This window comes from Chengkuizengella sp. SCS-71B (assembly GCF_040100845.1).
Lineage (GTDB): Bacteria > Bacillota > Bacilli > Paenibacillales > KCTC-33759 > Chengkuizengella.
In genome coordinates this window covers 2,190,845-2,210,347 of record NZ_JAZHSH010000001.1, presented here as the reverse complement: position 1 = coordinate 2,210,347, position 19,503 = coordinate 2,190,845, and the positions used below count along the sequence as shown (strand labels likewise).

15 protein-coding genes are annotated in these 19,503 nt (G+C 31.0%); 6 read left to right on the top strand and 9 right to left on the bottom strand.

All coding sequences use genetic code 11. The annotated features are described in order from the left end of the window. Nucleotides 1–17 precede the first annotated feature (17 nt). From VQL36_RS10780 to VQL36_RS10760, 5 genes are all read right to left on the bottom strand, one after another. Nucleotides 18–863 carry an HAD family hydrolase gene (locus VQL36_RS10780; RefSeq protein ID WP_349251167.1) on the bottom strand — a complete coding sequence of 282 codons (846 nt, stop codon included), beginning with the start codon at nucleotides 861–863 and terminating at the stop codon, nucleotides 18–20. A gap of 191 nt (nucleotides 864–1,054) precedes the next feature. After that, the gene (locus tag VQL36_RS10775; RefSeq protein ID WP_349249311.1) at nucleotides 1,055–2,179 is read right to left on the bottom strand and encodes a glycosyltransferase; all 1,125 of its coding nucleotides are present in this window, start codon (nucleotides 2,177–2,179) and stop codon (nucleotides 1,055–1,057) included. Nucleotides 2,180–2,251: 72 nt separating this feature from the next. Beyond that, nucleotides 2,252–2,857 carry an adenylyl-sulfate kinase gene (gene cysC, locus VQL36_RS10770; RefSeq protein ID WP_349249310.1) on the bottom strand — a complete coding sequence of 202 codons (606 nt, stop codon included), beginning with the start codon at nucleotides 2,855–2,857 and terminating at the stop codon, nucleotides 2,252–2,254. 29 nt (nucleotides 2,858–2,886) lie between these two features. Beyond that, entirely contained in the window at nucleotides 2,887–3,900 is a 1,014-nt protein-coding gene (locus VQL36_RS10765; protein WP_349249309.1) for a hypothetical protein, read from the bottom strand. A 51-nt stretch (nucleotides 3,901–3,951) separates the two neighbouring features. Next, a complete protein-coding gene (locus VQL36_RS10760; RefSeq protein ID WP_349249308.1) occupies nucleotides 3,952–6,264 on the bottom strand; it encodes a glycosyltransferase in 2,313 nt (770 codons plus the stop codon). A gap of 286 nt (nucleotides 6,265–6,550) precedes the next feature. On the opposite strand from VQL36_RS10760, the gene VQL36_RS10755 reads away from it, so the two are divergent. The 3 genes from VQL36_RS10755 to rfbD all read left to right on the top strand — a co-directional run bounded on the left by VQL36_RS10755 (nucleotide 6,551) and on the right by rfbD (nucleotide 9,741). Beyond that, nucleotides 6,551–7,345, top strand: a complete 795-nt coding sequence (locus VQL36_RS10755; protein WP_349249307.1) for a TylF/MycF family methyltransferase — start codon at nucleotides 6,551–6,553, stop codon at nucleotides 7,343–7,345. Between the two features lie 247 nt (nucleotides 7,346–7,592). Further along, nucleotides 7,593–8,462, top strand: coding sequence for a glucose-1-phosphate thymidylyltransferase RfbA (gene rfbA, locus VQL36_RS10750; RefSeq protein WP_349249306.1), 870 nt, complete (start codon nucleotides 7,593–7,595; stop codon nucleotides 8,460–8,462). A gap of 424 nt (nucleotides 8,463–8,886) precedes the next feature. Beyond that, entirely contained in the window at nucleotides 8,887–9,741 is an 855-nt protein-coding gene (gene rfbD / locus VQL36_RS10745) for a dTDP-4-dehydrorhamnose reductase (RefSeq protein ID WP_349249305.1), read from the top strand. Between the two features lie 125 nt (nucleotides 9,742–9,866). Here rfbD and VQL36_RS10740 read toward each other — a convergent pair whose 3' ends face one another. Beyond that, nucleotides 9,867–10,517 (bottom strand): class I SAM-dependent methyltransferase, encoded by a 651-nt coding sequence (locus tag VQL36_RS10740; protein ID WP_349251166.1) that lies wholly within the window; start codon nucleotides 10,515–10,517, stop codon nucleotides 9,867–9,869. Between the two features lie 80 nt (nucleotides 10,518–10,597). Continuing rightward, entirely contained in the window at nucleotides 10,598–11,656 is a 1,059-nt protein-coding gene (locus VQL36_RS10735; RefSeq protein ID WP_349249304.1) for a glycosyltransferase, read from the bottom strand. A 310-nt stretch (nucleotides 11,657–11,966) separates the two neighbouring features. Here VQL36_RS10735 and VQL36_RS10730 point away from each other — a divergent pair, with 310 nt between their 5' ends. The 3 genes from VQL36_RS10730 to VQL36_RS10720 all read left to right on the top strand — a co-directional run bounded on the left by VQL36_RS10730 (nucleotide 11,967) and on the right by VQL36_RS10720 (nucleotide 17,229). Further along, on the top strand, nucleotides 11,967–13,127 hold the full coding sequence (locus VQL36_RS10730; RefSeq protein ID WP_349249303.1) for a DegT/DnrJ/EryC1/StrS family aminotransferase: 1,161 nt from the start codon (nucleotides 11,967–11,969) through the stop codon (nucleotides 13,125–13,127). A 26-nt stretch (nucleotides 13,128–13,153) separates the two neighbouring features. Next, a complete protein-coding gene (locus VQL36_RS10725; protein WP_349249302.1) occupies nucleotides 13,154–15,154 on the top strand; it encodes an NAD-dependent epimerase/dehydratase family protein in 2,001 nt (666 codons plus the stop codon). A gap of 74 nt (nucleotides 15,155–15,228) precedes the next feature. Next, nucleotides 15,229–17,229 carry an NAD-dependent epimerase/dehydratase family protein gene (locus VQL36_RS10720; RefSeq protein WP_349249301.1) on the top strand — a complete coding sequence of 667 codons (2,001 nt, stop codon included), beginning with the start codon at nucleotides 15,229–15,231 and terminating at the stop codon, nucleotides 17,227–17,229. Nucleotides 17,230–17,311: 82 nt separating this feature from the next. Here the strand turns inward: VQL36_RS10720 and VQL36_RS10715 are convergent, their stop codons facing one another. Continuing rightward, nucleotides 17,312–18,520, bottom strand: a complete 1,209-nt coding sequence (locus VQL36_RS10715; protein WP_349249300.1) for a pyridoxal-dependent decarboxylase — start codon at nucleotides 18,518–18,520, stop codon at nucleotides 17,312–17,314. A gap of 20 nt (nucleotides 18,521–18,540) precedes the next feature. Then, nucleotides 18,541–19,503 (bottom strand): ATP-grasp domain-containing protein, encoded by a 963-nt coding sequence (locus VQL36_RS10710; RefSeq protein ID WP_349249299.1) that lies wholly within the window; start codon nucleotides 19,501–19,503, stop codon nucleotides 18,541–18,543.

Below are 19,503 nucleotides of genomic sequence, written 5' to 3'. Positions count from 1 at the left end.
ACACAAGGACACAAGGCTTATGTACTTTTTAATATGTAATTCACAACACTATCTTCAATGTTGCTTCCAATGATCTCTGTAGCTTGTTTCTTTAGTTCTGGTTTTGCATTAGAAACTGCGATGCGATTTTTTGCAATTTTGAACATGTTTAGATCACTCGTTTTACTGCCAAAAACAGTTAGTTGTTCTTTATTAACCCCATACTCCTTTAACAAGTAGTGAATTGCGTGTTCTTTTGTTGCTTTTTTATCATGAACGGTTAACCAAAACCATCCTTTTGTAAAGGGATTTTCTTTTAAGTATACTTCTACATGATTGGAATACATATCAAGGATCTTATTTCTAAGTTCTCTTAATACTTCATAATGTTCAATAATTGTGAAACATACAATTTGATCTTTCATTATACTCTTTAATTCGACTTTCTTTAAGCGGTTATCTTTCATTTGTTGTCTGTTTATTATATACCAATTTACTCCTTCATTTAAGATGGCTTCATAATATAGACAATCTTCTTTTCCATTAAAACTGGTAATTAGAGGTGTAAATCCGACTTCAGAAAATAAATGATATAAATCATTCGTTAAATTGGATTCAATATTGTTTATTTTAAGATGATGACCAGTCTCTATATCTGTTATCAATGCTCCTCCAAACTCTATAACCGGTAATGTAAGAGTTAAACCCTTTAAAGTTTGTCGAATGGAAAAAATACTTCTTGCACTCGCAACGGTAAAGAGCAAGCCATTATGTATGAGTATATTCAATTGGTGACGAGCATACTCAGATAGTTGTGCTTTATAGTTTAATAATGTTCCATCTAAACCAGAAATATGTAGGTGATTAACTTTTTCTTTTTTCATCAATATTTTCAAAGCCCTTCATTTTTTGGATGATCTAATATATCAGTATGTCCAAATTCTTTATTAAGTTCAACTCTTTTTAATCCATATAAATTACAAGTATGAATGAATGTCTTTTCTCTTTTCAAATTCAGCTCAAAAAAAGCCCATTAAATCAGAGCTTTTTTTAGGTATTTTCATATTTCAACATTTCATTCTTCAATTTTAGATTTCATTTCATCTATCATTTTTTCATTGTTGGTTACGTAGGAACTATTAGGAATATATTTGGCTGCCATGTCATTATGTTTTTTTGCTTTTTCAAGATTACCCAAAGACATGTAACATGCACATAATTGTATATGCGGAAGCCATGTATAACATGGTTGTTGAACATACACACTTTGCTCTGAAATATCAATAACAGTGGCAATTTTGTACCAGCTAATTGCTTTTTCTATTTCTTTTTTAAATTCGTAAATATAACCTAATCTACAGCAAACCTCTGCCCTAGGCGTGTTCAATTGGAATGTGTACAAGCAATATGCCAACGCTTGATCATATTGTTGAAAATGAATATAACAATCAACAAGTTTTAAATATGCATAAATTCGCTCATCTACGTTCTCAGAATCTTCTTTCAAAAATTTTTGGTACCATTCTAACGCTTCTCTATGTTTTTTATGATCAAAACATTCATTCGCATAATGCAACACATCTCTTGCAGTTAAGTCCTTGCCCTCTTCAATCGCTTTTTCATAAATTTTAATGTTTCGATCTGTATTTGGTTTGGTTTTTAAATGTTTTATAACAATATTCGTTACGAAAACTACCCCTGTAACATCAAGTATTTCATGAACTAACCCACTCCATTTAAAATTCCTTTCCCTTTTTACAATACGTTCGCGACGATGCGTAAATGTGGGGTTACCTTCCTCATCATAGGAATATTCATATTCCATCATGACACACTCCATGCTATGAGGGATAAGTTTGTCTTTCAGTTTTAATATTCGTTTGCGACTTTCTTCAGGTACAATATCATCTGCGTCGAGCCACATAATATAGTCACTTGTTGCTTTTGAAAAAGAAAAATTTCTCGCTGCAGAAAAATCATCTACCCACTCAAAATCAAAAATCTTGTCTGTATATTTCTTAGCAATTTCTTTTGTCTTATCGGTTGAACCTGTATCTACAATTATGATTTCATCTACTAAGTCAGCAATTGATACTAAACATCGATCAAGTACTTCCTCTTCATCTCTCACTATCATACAAAGACTTATTGTTGCCATACTCATATTATCTTCCCCTGCCTCGTAAGGTACAATTTTCATTCTTAAATGTATGTTATATATATGAAAAAAGATGAAATTGGGTTCCGATTTTAATAATCCATCCTCACTTATTTAAGATAATATATTTTTTTGTTCGAGATAACTAATTACTTGATTTAATGATTCCTCTAAAGATTGTTTATCTGTTTCAACAATAATTTCAGGTGTTACAGGTTCTTCGTAAGGACTATCAATACCTGTAAAACCTTTGATTTCTCCAGCACGCGCTTTTTTATACAGTCCTTTTGGATCCCTATTTTCACATTCATCCAAGCTGCATTTCACATAAATTTCCACAAATTCATTTTCATTCAATAATTCTCTTACTATTTTCCTATCTTTATAATAAGGAGAAATACAAGCAACGAGTGTTACTACCCCCGCATCCACCATTAATTTGGATATTTCTCCAATTCTACGGATGTTTTCAGTTCGATCCTTTGGACTAAATCCTAGGTTTTTATTTATACCGTGTCGAATATTATCCCCATCAAGAATATAGGTTAATATCCCTCTGTTGTGTAACACCTTCTCAACTTCTACAGATAATGTTGATTTACCCGATCCAGATAAACCTGTAAACCATAATACAGCACTTTTATGACCATTTAATTTTTGACGTTCTTCCTTAATTATTTTATATTCATGCCAATTCATATTACTTTTATTTATCTTCATAATTACCCCTATGTTTACTTTCCATTATTTTAGTTATTTTCATCAGACTCTTTCCATAATTCAATAATGATATTAATCAATAAATCATCTGTTAAACCTTCATACTCCTTCCATTTATTATTATCCAGTTCGATTTTTTCGTGAAACAACTTATCTCTTCCTAAAAAATGTTTTGCAACAAGCACATTTGATTCTTTATACTTTGAAATTATCTCTTTCCGAGCTGATGGTGATAATATGCAGTTATTAGAAAATTGTTTCTCGTTTTTTTTGGACTGTATATTATTAACCAAATGACTAACTTTTTCCATTAACTTTACTCTGCTATCAAGTGATAAATTATATTTATTTGTTCTTCTCACAATTTCTAATGCATCTCTATCTAGCGAAGGGTTAATTTTTTGTTTTTCATAATTAAAATCGTTTATATCCAAATTCAAGTGATCTATAAAGTCTAATACAACATCATCTTTCACATGATTTTCATATGGTCTTAAATGCACATTATTTTTACCGAATACTTCTACCCACGGTTTAAGAGAATGGTAATAATCTAAATCTAAATTATATTTCATATATTCATGAATTGTACCAGAAAATGGGCTCGCTGAGAGTTTAACAGACTGTTTATAACTGGATTCCAATGCATAATCTTGTCGTTTTAGATAAACTACAATTTCAAATTTATAGTCAATAAGCATTTTATAGAGAGTTTTGCAAAAAAGCTTATTGCTTGTAATGCCAGCATCTTCTGATGATAATATGCAAACATTACATTTACTTTCATCAAACTCTGTTTTTAATTTTTTAATGTAATACTCTGGGCTTTTTGGACATAGATCTTTATTTATACCTTTAATGGACCATGTGATTGGATGATGAAATTTATCAAATAAAATTGATGTAGGATACAATATACCCTTCTTTTTTAGCAGCTCTCTATTTTCAAATAAAAAAAATTGCAATGCTTTTGATCCTGTATGTGGTCTTCCAATATGAAAAACAATTTTTTTCTCGTATTTTCTTTTTTTAAAAATACTCATGTCTATTTCACCTCTTAACCCTAAAAGATAAATAAAACTCATATTTTGAATTTAATCATACAATTCAACAATACGATCTTTCATGTAATCCCAATTTCTCCCTCTTGATGTATCTAGCCCTGTATAAATCAAATTCTCCCTCAAAGACTCATCAGAAATAACTTCTTCAATTAACCTCATTGCCATGTCAATATCTCCTTGTTTATACATTAAGCAGTTTTCTCGATCTTTTAAATACTCTAAGTTTCCATCATTAGGAGAAACAAGTACAATACCACCAGTTGCCATCATTTCAAGAGGTGGGTAGGAAAAACTCTCCAAAACACTTGATTTTATCAATAAATGGCAATCTTGATATATTTTGTAGACCTCATCATTAGGAATACAGTGAAAAAATTTATCTACAATGTACCAATCTTTTGGTTTTCCCTGGTATGATAAATACCATACTTCATATTTCTCTCTATCTAATTGATTACTAATCTTAAAACTCTCATCTACATTTTTACTTTTGTCTTCAGAGTTACCTTCTATCAAAATTTTTATTTTTTTCTCTTTAAAATTTCTTTTTTTATATTTAAAGTTACAAAGATCAATTCCGTTTGGAGCATATTTTGATTGTTTCTTGTATTTATCATATAACCAACGAGAGCACCACTTGGATATCGTTATATATTTCAAGTCGTGGAATGAACTATAAGTCCTGTTTGAATACATCTTCATTAATTGGCCGTGATCATAAAAATCGGTTTCAAAATTTTGCACCAAATAATACCTTTTCTTTACTTTTGGATAATTGTTAACAAAATCTAATGTATCCCATAATGTGGCAACTAACTTGTGAAAGCAGCCCTGAAAAGTAGTATTTAAGGAAGACACCACATTAACTTCACCATCTTTATTTTTTATATTTTCATCACTTTTATCATTATTGATAATTGTTACATCATAACCATGATCACGTAATATATTACAATGTTTAATGGCAACATTTACTCCCCCACAAATAGTAGTTGTGGGTAAAACAAATGAAATATTGTGATTTAAATTTGATTCAATAAACCTCATTAATGATAATCCTGTGTATGAAGTTACATTATTCTTTCTAACCCTGTGATATGCATTTTCAGCTATACTTTTTCGTTTTTTAACATCTTCTATTAACAACTTCAAACTTAAATACCAATCTTCATTATCATTACATAGTAATCCGTCAACGCCATGTTTAATACAAGTATTAAAAGCTCCTACATTACTTGCGATTGTTGGTGTCTTGACAAAAGCAGCCTCTACCCATTTATTCTCAGATTTAGCTCTATTAAAAATCGTATTTTCTAGTGGACATATATTTATATCTACTGCAGAAATAATATTAGGCAGCTCTTGCCAATGATGAAATTTTTCTACGATAATTTGTTCTTTATAATTCTCTAATTCATCTGGAACATCTAATAGTCCAACAATTTTTACATATACATTTTTATACTCTGAAAGTATTCGTTTTATTATAGGAAGTATCATTTGAAAGTCATCATTATGCGTAATACTTCCACTAAAATAACCAATTACTATTTTTTTGCTAGCAGGTGCTTTTGTTTTAAGTGCTTCTAACGCTAAATATGCCATGTAATCAGAAGATACATTTCGATTAATAAATACTTCGCCATTTACATATTTGCTGAGTTCTTCTTTTAATGTTTCAGTGGTAGTAATCGCATGATCACATAACTTCAGAGTTTGTTGCATTCGATTGACTCCGTCCATATACAAATCATAATCATTCTGATTCATGGTTTGAATATACTTAATTTGATTCACATATTTAAAGTCTATGACTAAATCATCTATGTCAAAAAAGGTTACTTTGTTATAGTACTTACATTTCATAATAAATTCTTCAACGATATTCGTATGTGGACATCTAAAAAAAATAAATCCTCTATAATATTTAACTTTTTTCAAATCTAGGTCTTCATAGAAGACACTATCACATGAGTAACCATTAAATTGCAACTGCTCAATCTGATGAAGTACTCTGTACCTAAAAGGATGATCTAATGTACATCCGTTGATAAAAAGGATATCTTTATAAACATTTTTTTGTAATTTGTTATTCTGATAATTATAATTATCAAGCGGTATTTGATTATTCATCTGATTATAAGCATTAATCCTTTTTAATTTATTAATAATTTGATTTTTTTTATTTATGCTGGTGATTGCTTTAAAGAGCTGTTCATTCTTGCGAGTTATTTCTTTCTTCAAATCCTCAATTTCATTATTTTTTTGTTCCATTCCTATTCCCAAGTTTAAACCTATTTTTTTTAATATTTTCATGGGTATTGATGTTTCGATTCTATGCATTCCCGACACCTCAAAATATCTTTTTCATTATTTTAGTTTGATTTTTTATACATAACTTCGCTAAATTCTTGAATAAACCAATAACAGTATATGAAGATATATACCTTTTGTTTACGTCTTCGCTTCATTTTTTGCTAACATTTGAATTTTAGATATCGGTGTAGTTAAATACCTATTTTTTTTCATATGTCACAATTTTTAAAGAACATAATAATATAAGAATATATGTTTTAGCATGAATCGAGACAGCAGCTCATATTTGAATACTATGCGAGGAGTGAACATAATGAGAGTAAAGCGTGAAACAATAAATTTATATCTTGAACTATTAAAAAAAACCATATTGTTTGAGATTTGGGGAAAAAATGAAATATATTCTCCTACAGGTCTTCCTATACCTCCAGTATTAAATGAATTCTTAAAATCTCACAATTGGCCCACCGTTGCACATAGCATGATAGGACGACCCCGAATGAATCAATTACATGAAGCAATGGAAACCGTCATCAAAGAAAAGGTTGAAGGAGATTTCATAGAAACAGGTGTCTGGAGGGGGGGAAGTTGCATTTTCATGCGTGGATTTTTAAAAGCTTACAATATACACAACCGCAAAGTTTGGGTCGCTGATTCATTTAAAGGTTTGCCAGCACCTAATGCTGAAAAATACCCTCACGATAAAAATGATACTTTATATACAAGTGATTACTTGCGTGTTTCTTTAGAACAAGTTCAACAAAATTTTAGAAAATATGATTTACTTGATGATCAAGTGGAGTTTCTAGAAGGTTGGTTTAAAGATACTTTGCCGTCCGCTCCCATTGGTAAAATTGCTATCGCTAGACTAGATGGTGATTTATATGAATCTACTATGGATAGCTTAACAAGCCTTTATCATAAGGTTTCTCCAGGTGGATTTATCATTATAGATGATTACGAGTTGCCCACTTGTAAACCAGCGGTACATGATTTTCGTCAACAAAACACTATAAATGAACCGCTTGTTAGAATCGATCCCCATAGTGTATATTGGCGAAAACCTAAGAATCAAATAATTTCCAAATTAAATCGTATAGGGATTTAATTATAGAACCATACATCGGCATGCGACACATGCCGATGATATAGAAACAAAAGCTCCAATGTTACAAACCATTTTTGTCACCCTATTTTTTAATGATCTTTAAATGGAATAAAGGAACACAATTGTTTTTTCAACATAAATTATTCAATATAGAAAAATTATTGAAAATTTCCTGAAATAAGATTTTTATAAAATGACCATTGGTTAGGTTGAATAATAAAGATAAATCAACTTAGGAGGATTCCAAATGAAGGGGATTATTTTGGCTGGTGGGAGTGGAACTAGACTATATCCGTTAACAAAAGTACTCTCAAAGCAATTACTCCCTATATATGATAAACCTATGATTTATTATCCATTATCCGTATTGATGTTAGCAGGCATAAGAGAAATATTGATCATCTCTACTCCTCATGATACGCCAAGGTTTAAACAACTACTGAGAGATGGGGAAAATTTAGGGCTAGACTTATCTTATGAAGTACAAACCGAACCTAGAGGGATCGCTGAAGCATTTAAAATTGGTAAAAATTTTATTGGTGAAGATGATGTGTCATTAATACTAGGAGATAATATTTTTTATGGTCATCAATTTATAGATGTACTAGAACGAATAGCCACTCTAAAATCGGGAGCAACTATATTAGGTTATCCTGTAAGGGATCCTGAACGGTTTGGAGTAATTGAGTTAAACGACAGGAACCAAGTGATTTCAATTGAAGAAAAACCAGATAAACCGAAATCAAGATACGCAGTTACAGGATTATATTTTTACGACAATAAAGTAATAGATATTGTAGAAAATATTACTCCTTCTTCAAGAGGTGAACTTGAAATCACAGATGTAAACAAAGTTTATTTAAATTTAAATGAATTACGCGTTGAACTATTAGGAAGAGGATTTACATGGATCGATACTGGAACTCATGATACCTTACAAGAAGCAGCGGCATTTGTGAAAACCATAGAAAGTAGACAAAATTTAAAAATAGCATGTATTGAAGAAATTGCATATCGCAAAGGTTATATTACTAGAGAGCAACTACTTAAATTAGCGAAGTCTATGAAAACTAACAGTTACAGTGAATATCTGATAGACATGGTTAACAATTATTAACAATTAAGAAAACAACTATAGAGATGGGCGTCTTAACGCTAAATTAGCAGGATGAATGAGACGATAATGGTATGTCAAGCCATTACCAAAGGAAAGCCCTTATAATAAAGGTAATTTATGGTCTTATTATGTTTTTTCTGCTCATTTTATAAATTAGAGGTAATTTATGGTCTTATTATGGCTTAAAAAGAGGTATTATTAAATTTTTAGATAAAATTATTAAAATTAAGACCACTATTTACCTCTATTTACTTCTTAAAGACTAAATTCCTTCATATAAGACCACTATTTACCTCTATTTACTTCTTGAAAGCTAAATTCCTTCATTTAGACCACATTAAACACTTATTTTTGAGGTATAAGAAGCAAACAGGGTGCGAAAAGTGTGGTAAAAATTTTGAATTAACAAGTAGGGGGCTATCACTTGACACAACTTAAAGTACTAGTGACAGGAGCAGATGGACAATTAGGAAGTGATATGGTGCATAGACTTAAAAAAAATAGAGAAAAAGTGTTTGCTTTTGGCAGGAAGGAACTAGATATCACAGAAATTGAAAATGTATTCATTATAATGAAAGAAATACATCCTGATGTTGTCATTCATTGTGCGGCTTATACAAATGTCAATCTAGCAGAAAAAGAACCTAATCAAGCATTTTTAATAAACGGCTATGGAACAAGAAATATTGCTGCTGCTTCTGAACAAATAGGATCAAAATTAGTTTATATAAGTACTGACTATGTATTTGATGGGAATACATCCTCCCCTTATACAGAATTTGATCAGACTAACCCATTGAATCAGTATGGAAAATCAAAACTAGCGGGTGAACAATTTGTAAGTGAATTACACTCTAAGTTTTATATTGTTAGAACCTCATGGTTATATGGAAAATATGGTCATAACTTTGTTAAAACCATGCTTTCATTAGCAACTGAAAAAGACTCACTTTCAGTCATATCTGATCAAATAGGATGCCCAACCTATACGGTAGATTTAACAGAACGAATTGGTCAATTAATACATACAGAAAAATACGGCATGTATCACATCTCAAATGCTGGCAGTTGTTCATGGTATGAGCTTGCAGATTTAATCTTTAAAACTGAAAAGATAAAAGTAGAATTAAAAAAAACTCAATCTGATATGTTTGAAAACGATACTCCTCGCCCTGCTTATTCTGTATTAAATGATCGTGCTCTAATACTCAATGGTTTCAATGAAATGAGAAATTGGAAAGATGCAATAGAAGAATTTTTATCGGATTTAAAGAAATGATAATTTCCCATTTATCCTATGATTTTTAGTGTTAAGACACCTATCCCTTTAGGTGGTTCCTCCCTAGTCAGTGGAGTAGAGTCTCCATCTGATTTCAATAATGTTTAAGCTTTGCTTAAACGAGTTCACTTTTCATAAACTTTCTTAAATTCATCTTGCTGATTTATAATAAACTGATCATTGCACCCTTTTGGATATAAAACGCCCAAACCATATGAGTGATCAAATTCAATAGAAGGATATTGTTTTTTCAACATCTCCCATAATTTATATACACCAAAATCATCTTTTTTTACACAAATATCATGGAATAGAACAATACTATTTATTGATAGCTTTGGAAGCCAAGTTACATAATCATGTTTAACACTCTCAAAAGTGTGATAACCGTCTATCAGTAGAATATCAACTGTGTTGTCTTCAAAACTGCTTACTGCCTCATCAAATGTTGTCCTCATTAAAGTAGATATTTTAGGAAATTCTATATCAGAAATTTCCTTGACTTTTATATATATATCTTCTTCATATTTATCTGTATGAGGGTCTCCTTTCCAATGATCGATTGCAACGCATTTTGTAGGAATCTTTCCATCTTTTACTGCCTGACAAAAACTAAAATAGGATACTCCCGAATAAGTACCTAGTTCAACTACTAATTTGGGTTTTTTATTTCTTACTAAATCATATGAAAAATTCCTGTGACCATTGAATGCCGACGTATTAGGCGATACATATTTATCAATTAAAAATGTAGGTGTGTAATAGTTCCATTTCATCTTATTCATTTCCTCCAATTTACTTTATAGTTATATAAATATATTAAATTAAAAAAATCCAATATTTACAATTTGATACTCTATTTATTTTTTTCATTTAAACTTGTGATTACAATCTCTAACAATTGATTAATTCTATTTAAATAAGTTTCACTTTTTAATGTTTTTTGCATAGCTTTATTTGCCATTCTTTTTCTTTCAAATGAATGAGATAAATAATAATCAATTTTTTGTATCAAATCAACAGGTGAAGTATACGTTCCAATATCCTTCCCAGGTATATAAACATTTTCTAATTCTTCACGATAATCTGTTAGTTGAAAAGCTCCACAAGCAGATATTTCAAATGTTCTTGGATTCAGAGATTGTGCTGGAATTTTAATTGAATTTATATTAATTTCTGGATTCTCAATAGAGCGATGCATATTTATAACTATTTTAGCCCCATTATAATATTTAGCTGTTTCCTCATAAGATATTCTATTATTTATTAATATACAGTCATGAAGTGAAGAACCCTTAAGTTCATCCCAATTCGGTCCTATAATCCGTATATTTCTTTTAAATAATTCATCATCAATTGACTTAAAAAATTGTAATCTATCAGGATGTGCGTTCCCCACAAACAGAACACTAGTGTTGTATTTAGATTCCAAATCTTTTTTTTGATTGAATATGTCATGATCTGCAGCTAGAGGAAGAAAATATACATTTTCGCAGCCAAAAGATTTATAAAAATCTATACAGCCTTTTTCAATTGTAAACACAACATCATAATTTGGCGCTATAGCCTTTGTGAAATCTGTATAATATGGATCATCTATAAACCATACAGCCATCTTAAAACCTAAATTTTTTAATAAATTTATTTTTGGTGCTGATACGTACCAACCATCAAAAAATAGAATAAGGTGAGGATTGATTTCAAGAGCTACTTTATGAATATGTTGATTTGGTGAAACGATATGAACCTGTTGTATTTCTTTTTTAAATGACTTGATGATTGATGTCTCCAATGTATCATAAGGGGTGTTTTTACCAGATTTTACAAATAAAAGAGTTAAATTCTTCTTATTAATATTCTCGTTTAAAAGATAATCTGAATCACGCTCTTTTCTTCTTCTATTTATAAATTTCATTATAATACTAACTCCTTTAATCTTGATAAATGGTTTCAACTTGCATGATTAATTGTTATTTTTAAATTTTTAAATCATAAATAAGAGAAATTCCTCACTTTGGAAAATCTTATCCAAAAGATACAACTTCTTTCTTAAAGGTATGTTATATATATATGAAAAACGATGTTGGGGAGTTCCAATTAGGAGAGGGATTGTATCAAAATGTGTTTTTTTATATTGGAAGCTTTCTAAACGTAATTTTTGAACATAAACCTTCAACCATTCATATAATATGAAAATGAAATCCGAAGTTTAAAGGAGTTTTACTGTGATTAGCAAATTTAATGAACCTATTATGGTTACTAGACCTTTATTACCGAGTTTACAAAATATTAACAATCAGTTGCAAGAAATATGGGAAAGTAAATGGATTACAAATAATGGTCCTAAAAATAAAGAATTGCGAGAAGCATTAAAAGAATATTTAGCTGTTAATCATTTGTCATTGTTTAGTAACGGTACATTAGGTCTGTTATTAGGTATTAAATCTTTAGAGTTAACTGGAGAAGTGATTACAACTCCTTTTACATTCCCAGCCACAGTGGGAGCACTTGAATGGAATGGATTAACTCCAGTGTTTTGTGATATTGACAATGTAACTTTAACTATAGATGCCAATAAGATTGAAGCACTAATCACTGAGCGAACCAGTGCAATTTTGGCTGTACACGTTTTGGGTATACCTTGTGAAGTGGACAAAATTCAACAAGTTGCTGATAAATATCATTTGAAAGTCATTTATGATGGTGCTCATGTTTTTGGGGCAAAGCTTAATTGCAAGCCAATAGGGGAATTTGGTGATATGACGATGTTTAGCTTTCATGCCACCAAATTATTTAACACTATTGAAGGAGGGGCGGTTACATTTAAAGATAAGACTTTAGATAGAAAGCTCCAGCTATTTAAAAATTTTGGGATTAGCGGTCCAGATACTGTAGAATTGTCTGGTATAAACGCTAAACTAAATGAAATTCAAGCAGCAGTTGGATTAGAAGTACTTAAATTAGTGCCAGAACAGCGTAAAAAACGTCATTATATAAAACAACTATATGAAACAAATTTAAAAACAATTTCTGGGATTAGAATAGTAACAAAACATGAAGAACAAGAGAGCAGCTATCAGTTTTTTATTATTGAGATAAATGAAAAAGAATTTGGCATTAATCGTAATCAATTACATGAAAAGTTGAAAGATTACAATGTGTTCACTCGCAAGTATTTTTATCCATTATGCAGTGATTTCACATGGTATCATGATCTTCCATCCGCTCAGCAAAAATATCTTCCTACAGCTTATGAAAAAATTGAGACCGTTTTAGCTTTACCGTTTTATGGAGAATTAACGACGGAGGAGGTGATACAAATTTGTGAAATTATCAAGTTTATTCAAAAAAAAGCATCAACTGATGTATTAGCGAACTGGGAATAATTCATTAATTATTTTGGAGTGATATTATGGTAAATGGAAAATATTGCATTGCTATTATGTGTGTAGGAACTATTGTTGGGCAGTCAGTAGTTACTTCCTGCAACCTATCAAATTTACCTATAAAAACGATTGGATTAGGTACAGATCCATTTGCTTTTTGTGGTTATGAATGTGATGAAATGGATTACGTCCCTTCTATTTATTCCAAGGATTACATTTCAGAGTTAATTAAAAAATGCAAAAAATATGCTGTTGATTTAATCATCCCTGGTTTAGATGATGATGCTTTAATCTTATCTCAAAACATAAACAAATTAACTGAAGAAGGACTGCAAGTGATCGTATCTGAAAAAGAGTTAATTGAATTGACTAGTGATAAGGCATATATGTGTGAGCAACTTACTCCTATTGCTGATATTTTCGTAAAAAGCTACACCCTTTCAGAGGTACTATCATGGATCGATCAACATAAATTCCCGTTAATTGCCAAACCACGTGAGGGATCTGGTTCAGAAGGGGTTAAGATATTATTGAAAAAAGAAGATTTGTCAAGACTCACTGACCAACATATCATTCAGGAATTGGCAGTACCAAAACAAGACGATCCATTTCGTAAAGAATACCTAAATCAAATTGCCAAAGGTATAAATTGTCAACTTTCTGAAATATCAATTCAGGTAGTTACGAATAAAAAAGGGAAAATGATAGGTAAAATGGCTTTATATAATAAAAAAATGAAAAATGGCGTACCGATTGAAACATTACCTTACGATGATGATGATATATGGTCTGAAATAGATAAATTGCTTCCCACTCTTCGGGATTTAGGGCACAGAGGACCTTTAAATATTCAAGGACGATTAACTGATGAGGGTTTAAAAATATTTGAAATGAATCCACGGTTTTCAGCGAATACAGGCATGAGGGCTATGGTGGGATTTAATGAGGTTGAAAGCTGTATTAAAGACTGGCTCGATCTTCAATCACCCATTGCTCCCCTAAAAGCTAATTATAATAAATTTACGATTAGAAAACCGACAGAAAAAATAATTTCTGTTGAAAACAATATAAAAATAAAACAATTATCAACACAGATATATAAACCATCGCTTAATTTAAAGAAGAGTATTTTAATAACAGGAGCTAGTGGTTTTTTAGCACAAGCCTTAATTAAACGATTATCATCTGAAAACTGCAATATTTTAGCGTTTAGTAGAAAAAAGGATAATATTAAATCATTTTATAAAGAGAATGACAACGTTTCTTCTTTTGATCATCATGATCTTCATAATGGAAATTTACAATTAGGGCAGGTAGATTATTTAATTCATTGTGGTTTTGCCCGCTCACACCACACAAATGAACAAATTGCAGATAGTTTAAATTTCACAAATAAACTGATGGAATCCGCGATTGCACATCAAATTCCTGCTGTTATCAACATTTCTTCACAGAGTGTGTATGGAACAAAACAATCTACTAAATGGACAGAAGATACATCAGTTATACCTGAAACTGTATATGCTCAGGCCAAGTATGCAACAGAGTTAATGACGAGCACCGTACATAAGATCAATAAACATTCATTCGAGACCTCATTAAGGCTATCAACTTTATCTGGTGGCTTAACAGGGTTAGTACCTATGGATTTGATTACAAAGTTTGTAAATCATGTACTCAATAATGAAACAATAGAAATATGGGATGGAGAGCGGAAAATAGAGAGGTTAGATGTAAGAGATGTAGCTGATGCAATAGCCGCCCTATTAAAAACAGACTATAGAAATTGGAAATCAGTTTATAACTTAGGAACGGGTCATTCACACTCAATATTAGAAATTGCAAATATGGTAGCGGATGTAGCTAAATCAAAATATGGTTTAAAGGTTGATATTAAAATAAGCCCTGAAAGTAGGAAAACTTCTTCAGTTATGGACTCATCCCAATTTTTTGAATTAACTAATTGGAAACCTCAATTTTCTTTAGAGGATACTATTGTGTCATTATTTGAATGCCTTAAACCTTGATACTGGATCTATCCTACGCCCCAACTGGCGAACTGAAAATTGGAATATTTCATTAATTATATTGGAGTGATATTATGGTAAATGGAAAATATTGCATTGCTATCATGTGTGTAGGAACTATTGTCGGGCAGTCAGTAATTACTTCCTGCAACCTATCAAATTTACCTATAAAAACGATCGGATTAGGTACAGATCCATTTGCTTTTGGAGGTTATGAATGTGATGAAATGGATTACGTCCCTTCTATTTATTCCAAGGATTATATTTCAGAGTTAATTAAAAAATGCAAAAAATATGCCGTTGATTTAATCATCCCAGGTTTAGATGATGATGCTTTAATCTTATCTCAAAACATAAACAAATTAACAGAAGAAGGACTACAAGTGATTGTATCTGAGAAAGAGTTAATTGAATTGACTAGAGATAAGGCATATATCTGTGAGAAGCTTACTCCTATTGCTGATATTTTCGTGAAAAGCTACACCCTTTCAGAAGTACAATCATGGTTCGACCAACATAAATTCCCATTGATTGCTAAACCGCGAGGGGGAGCTGGTTCGAATGGGGTTGAGATATTATTGAAAAAAGAAGATTTGGCAAGACTTACTGACCAACATATTATTCAGGAATTAGCAATTCCAAAACAAGACGATCCATTTCGTGAAGAATATCTAAATCAAATTGCCAAAGGTATAAATTGTCAGTTTTCTGAAATCTCTATTCAGGTAGTTACGAATAAAGAAGGGAAATTGATAGGTAAAATGGTATTATATAAGAAAAAAATGAAAAATGGCGTAGCAACTGAAACACTTCCTTACAAAGATGACTATATATGGTCTGAAATAGATAAATTGCTTCCTACTTTGCGGGATTTAGGACATAGAGGTCCTTTAAATATTCAAGGACGATTAACTGATCAGGGTTTAAAAATATTTGAAATGAATCCGCGATTTACAGGGACTACAGGTATGAGGGCTATGATGGGGTTTAATGAGGTTGAAAGTTGTATTAAAGAATGGCTCGATCTTCAATCATCCACTGGTCCACTAAAAGTTAATTATAATAAATTTGCAATTAAACAAACGACAGAAAAAATAATTTCTGTTGAAAACAATCTAAAAATTAAACACTTATCAACACAGATATATAAACCATCACTTAATTTAAAGAAGAGTATTTTAATAACAGGAGCTAGTGGTTACTTAGCACAAGCCTTAATTAAACGATTATCATCTGAAAACTGCAATATTTTAGCGTTTAGTAGAAAAAAGGATAATATTAAATCATTTTATAAAGAGAATGACAACGTTTCTTCTTTTGATCACCATGATCTTCATAATGGAAATTTACAATTAGGGCAGGTAGATTATTTAATTCATTGTGGTTTTGCCCGCTCACACCACACAAATGAACAAATTGCAGATAGTTTAAATTTCACAAATAAACTGATGGATTCTGCGATTGCACATCAAATTCCTGCTGTTATCAACATTTCTTCACAAAGTGTGTATGGAACAAAACAGTCTACTAAATGGACAGAAGATACATCAGTTATACCTGAAACTGTATATGCTCAGGCCAAGTATGCAACAGAGTTAATGACGAGCACCGTACATAAGATCAATAAACATTCATTCGAGACTTCATTAAGGTTATCAACTTTATCTGGTGGTTTAACAGGATTAGTACCTATGGATTTGATTACAAAGTTTGTTAATCATGTACTCAATAATGAAACAATAGAAATATGGGATAGAAAGCAGAAAATAGAGAGGTTAGATGTAAGAGATGCAGCTGATGCAATAGTCGCCTTATTAAAAACAGACTATAGAAATTGGAAATCAGTTTATAACGTAGGAACAGGTCATTCACACTCAATATTAGAAATTGCGAATATGGTAGCGGATGTAGCTAAATCAAAATATGGTTTAAAGGTTGATATTAAAATAAGCCCTGAAAGTAGAAAAACTTCTTCAGTTATGGACTCATCCCAATTTTTTGAGTTAACTAATTGGAAACCTCAATTTTCTTTAGAGGATACCATTGTGTCATTATTTGAATGCCTAGAGCCTTGAAACATTTGCTCACTCACATTTCGAACATTCTGTAAGGTAGAGTATCACTCATTTTTTCATCATTTCTAGACACGATTTAATGTTATATTCGTTCCATTAAAGAAATTGCCTCATCTCTAATTTGTGTGTAGCCGTTACTATCTTGTAAATAAATACGAGGTGGACAATTAATAAAACAGTTATTAAAGGGCATGGTGTATGCTCCGGCATTGTGAATCTTGATAATATCTCCGACCCTAAATTCATTATAATCATTAAGATTGAGAATCCTGTCATATTCAAGACATGTGCTCCCACATATTATCTGCTTAGAAACCAATTTGCGATCTAAAGAATAAGTAGAAAAGTCAAGCTCTCTTTTATTCAAAAATGGATTTACATGTAATAGTGAACCATCTACAGTTATGATATTTGTATTTCTAATAACTCTTGTATTGATTACTCTTGTTAAATAATAAACTGCTGTTGCAAGAAGCGAAGATCCAGGCTCAAGAATTAGTTGTACCTTGTCTGGTGGAATAACTTTCTTTAGTTCGTAAGCTATGGTCTTGCTATATTCCTCCATAGTAGGTTTATTCTGAAACTTTCTACCTCCCCAAAAGCCACCACCCATATCTATAAACTTTAAACCATCTTTCATTTTGTACTTTAAAATTAACTCAGCTACTTTTTTTGCAATTGCTTTGAACACTGATAGGCTACGTGTTTTTGTTGTATAATGAAGATGCAAGCCACGAACAGTACAGTTTAACTTATCTAGATATAAGAGTGCATTTTCAAATTCTCCATTTTCAACACAAAATCCAAATCTACTAAATTCATCTTCGAAATTAGTTTCACCATTGCAAATACTCTCTAGGTCAAAATTCACCCTTATTCCAATATTAATTCCATCCTTCTTAATGTTTGGTAAAATTTTTTCTATAAGCTTAAGGTCTTGGAAATTATCAAGATTAACAATACTGCCTTCACTAAGTGCTTTTTGAACTGTTTCGCAATCCTTTTGAGGTCCGTTATATATTATTTCCTTAGGTTCATATCCTTGAGAAATTGCATAGTAGTATTCATCACTTGAGACTGCTTCCGAGTAAAAACCATTTTTTTTTGCATAGGATAAAAAAAATGGTAAATGATTGGTTTTTATAGAATACCCTAGTATAATATTATAACCCCACTCTTTAATGAACTCTGATTTAATATTGTTAATATTTTGTTCAAATTGGTTTAAATCAATTACATAACATGGTGTAGCAAGCCTATGATGCTCCATTTTACAATTTTTTTGCTCCACAACTTACTATACCCTCTTTCTTAATCTAATGAAGTAACAAATTCATTGTATTTCCTTGCAATAATCATCTTTTTAATTACTTTTTTATCAATGGGTTGATTTGTAAAACACCTCAAATGATTAGATACTACGTCATAGCCAGCCATACAGCTAAATTTTACTCCTCCAGAAAACCGAGGATTTATTTCAAGGAAAAACACTTCCCCAGAGTTAGTTTGTATAAATTCAAAATTAACCGCACCAATAATGTCTACCTTTCGTGCAATTTCAGCACTTAAATTTCCCAACTCTTTATTTTCAATTATTTCGACTGTAGTTCCTGCTCCTGAACTATTCCTGAGCAACTCGCGGCGACCTATGCATACTACATCATCTGTTTTAGAATCCCTTATAACGTCTACTGTAATAATATTTCCATTTAACAATGGTTGAACAATGTTTTCATTACCATTTAAAACTTCCTTTAATGTTTCGTACTCTTTATAATCATAAACTGGTCTGCAACCTTGGCTGCTTCTACCTAATACAGGTTTAATAAATACAGGCAACTGAACATGATTATTATCTACTTCAAATAAGAGCTTAGTGGGAATTAACTGTTTGATCCCTTGTTCTAATAAAAACTTGGGCAATAGATATTTATTCCTACATAGCTTTATGGTCTGATCATCAGAGATACAAGCGAATACCCCTTGTCTTTGAAGTTCTTTTTTTATTCCTGATAGTATATCCACTTCCGGATCAGTTAATGGAAAAATATATTGAACATCATGTTCTTTACAAATATTTTTTATAGAGTTTATATAACCTTCTTTATCATGCGTATAAGGAACTTGATAAAAACTATTTACGTTATATGCATTAACTATCCATTCCTTAGGATAAATATCACATCCGATGACTTTGTGACCAGCTTCTTTAAGTGTTTTAATGACAATATCTGCCGAAAATGATCCAATTGCAGTTACTAATATACTGAACAT

Excerpts from the sequence above, each read along its gene's own strand:
- VQL36_RS10740 (WP_349251166.1), bottom strand. The coding sequence starts at position 10,517 with ATGAAATGGAACTATTACACACCTACATTTTTAATTGATAAATATGTA.
- rfbA (WP_349249306.1), top strand. The coding sequence starts at position 7,593 with ATGAAGGGGATTATTTTGGCTGGTGGGAGTGGAACTAGACTATATCCG.
- VQL36_RS10780 (WP_349251167.1), bottom strand. The coding sequence starts at position 863 with ATGAAAAAAGAAAAAGTTAATCACCTACATATTTCTGGTTTAGATGGA.
- VQL36_RS10710 (WP_349249299.1), bottom strand. The coding sequence starts at position 19,503 with ATGTTCAGTATATTAGTAACTGCAATTGGATCATTTTCGGCAGATATT.
- VQL36_RS10755 (WP_349249307.1), top strand. The coding sequence starts at position 6,551 with ATGAGAGTAAAGCGTGAAACAATAAATTTATATCTTGAACTATTAAAA.
- VQL36_RS10720 (WP_349249301.1), top strand. The coding sequence starts at position 15,229 with ATGGTAAATGGAAAATATTGCATTGCTATCATGTGTGTAGGAACTATT.
- cysC (WP_349249310.1), bottom strand. The coding sequence starts at position 2,857 with ATGAAGATAAATAAAAGTAATATGAATTGGCATGAATATAAAATAATT.
- VQL36_RS10760 (WP_349249308.1), bottom strand. The coding sequence starts at position 6,264 with ATGCATAGAATCGAAACATCAATACCCATGAAAATATTAAAAAAAATA.
- VQL36_RS10735 (WP_349249304.1), bottom strand. The coding sequence starts at position 11,656 with ATGAAATTTATAAATAGAAGAAGAAAAGAGCGTGATTCAGATTATCTT.
- VQL36_RS10775 (WP_349249311.1), bottom strand. The coding sequence starts at position 2,179 with ATGAAAATTGTACCTTACGAGGCAGGGGAAGATAATATGAGTATGGCA.
- VQL36_RS10765 (WP_349249309.1), bottom strand. The coding sequence starts at position 3,900 with ATGAGTATTTTTAAAAAAAGAAAATACGAGAAAAAAATTGTTTTTCAT.
- VQL36_RS10725 (WP_349249302.1), top strand. The coding sequence starts at position 13,154 with ATGGTAAATGGAAAATATTGCATTGCTATTATGTGTGTAGGAACTATT.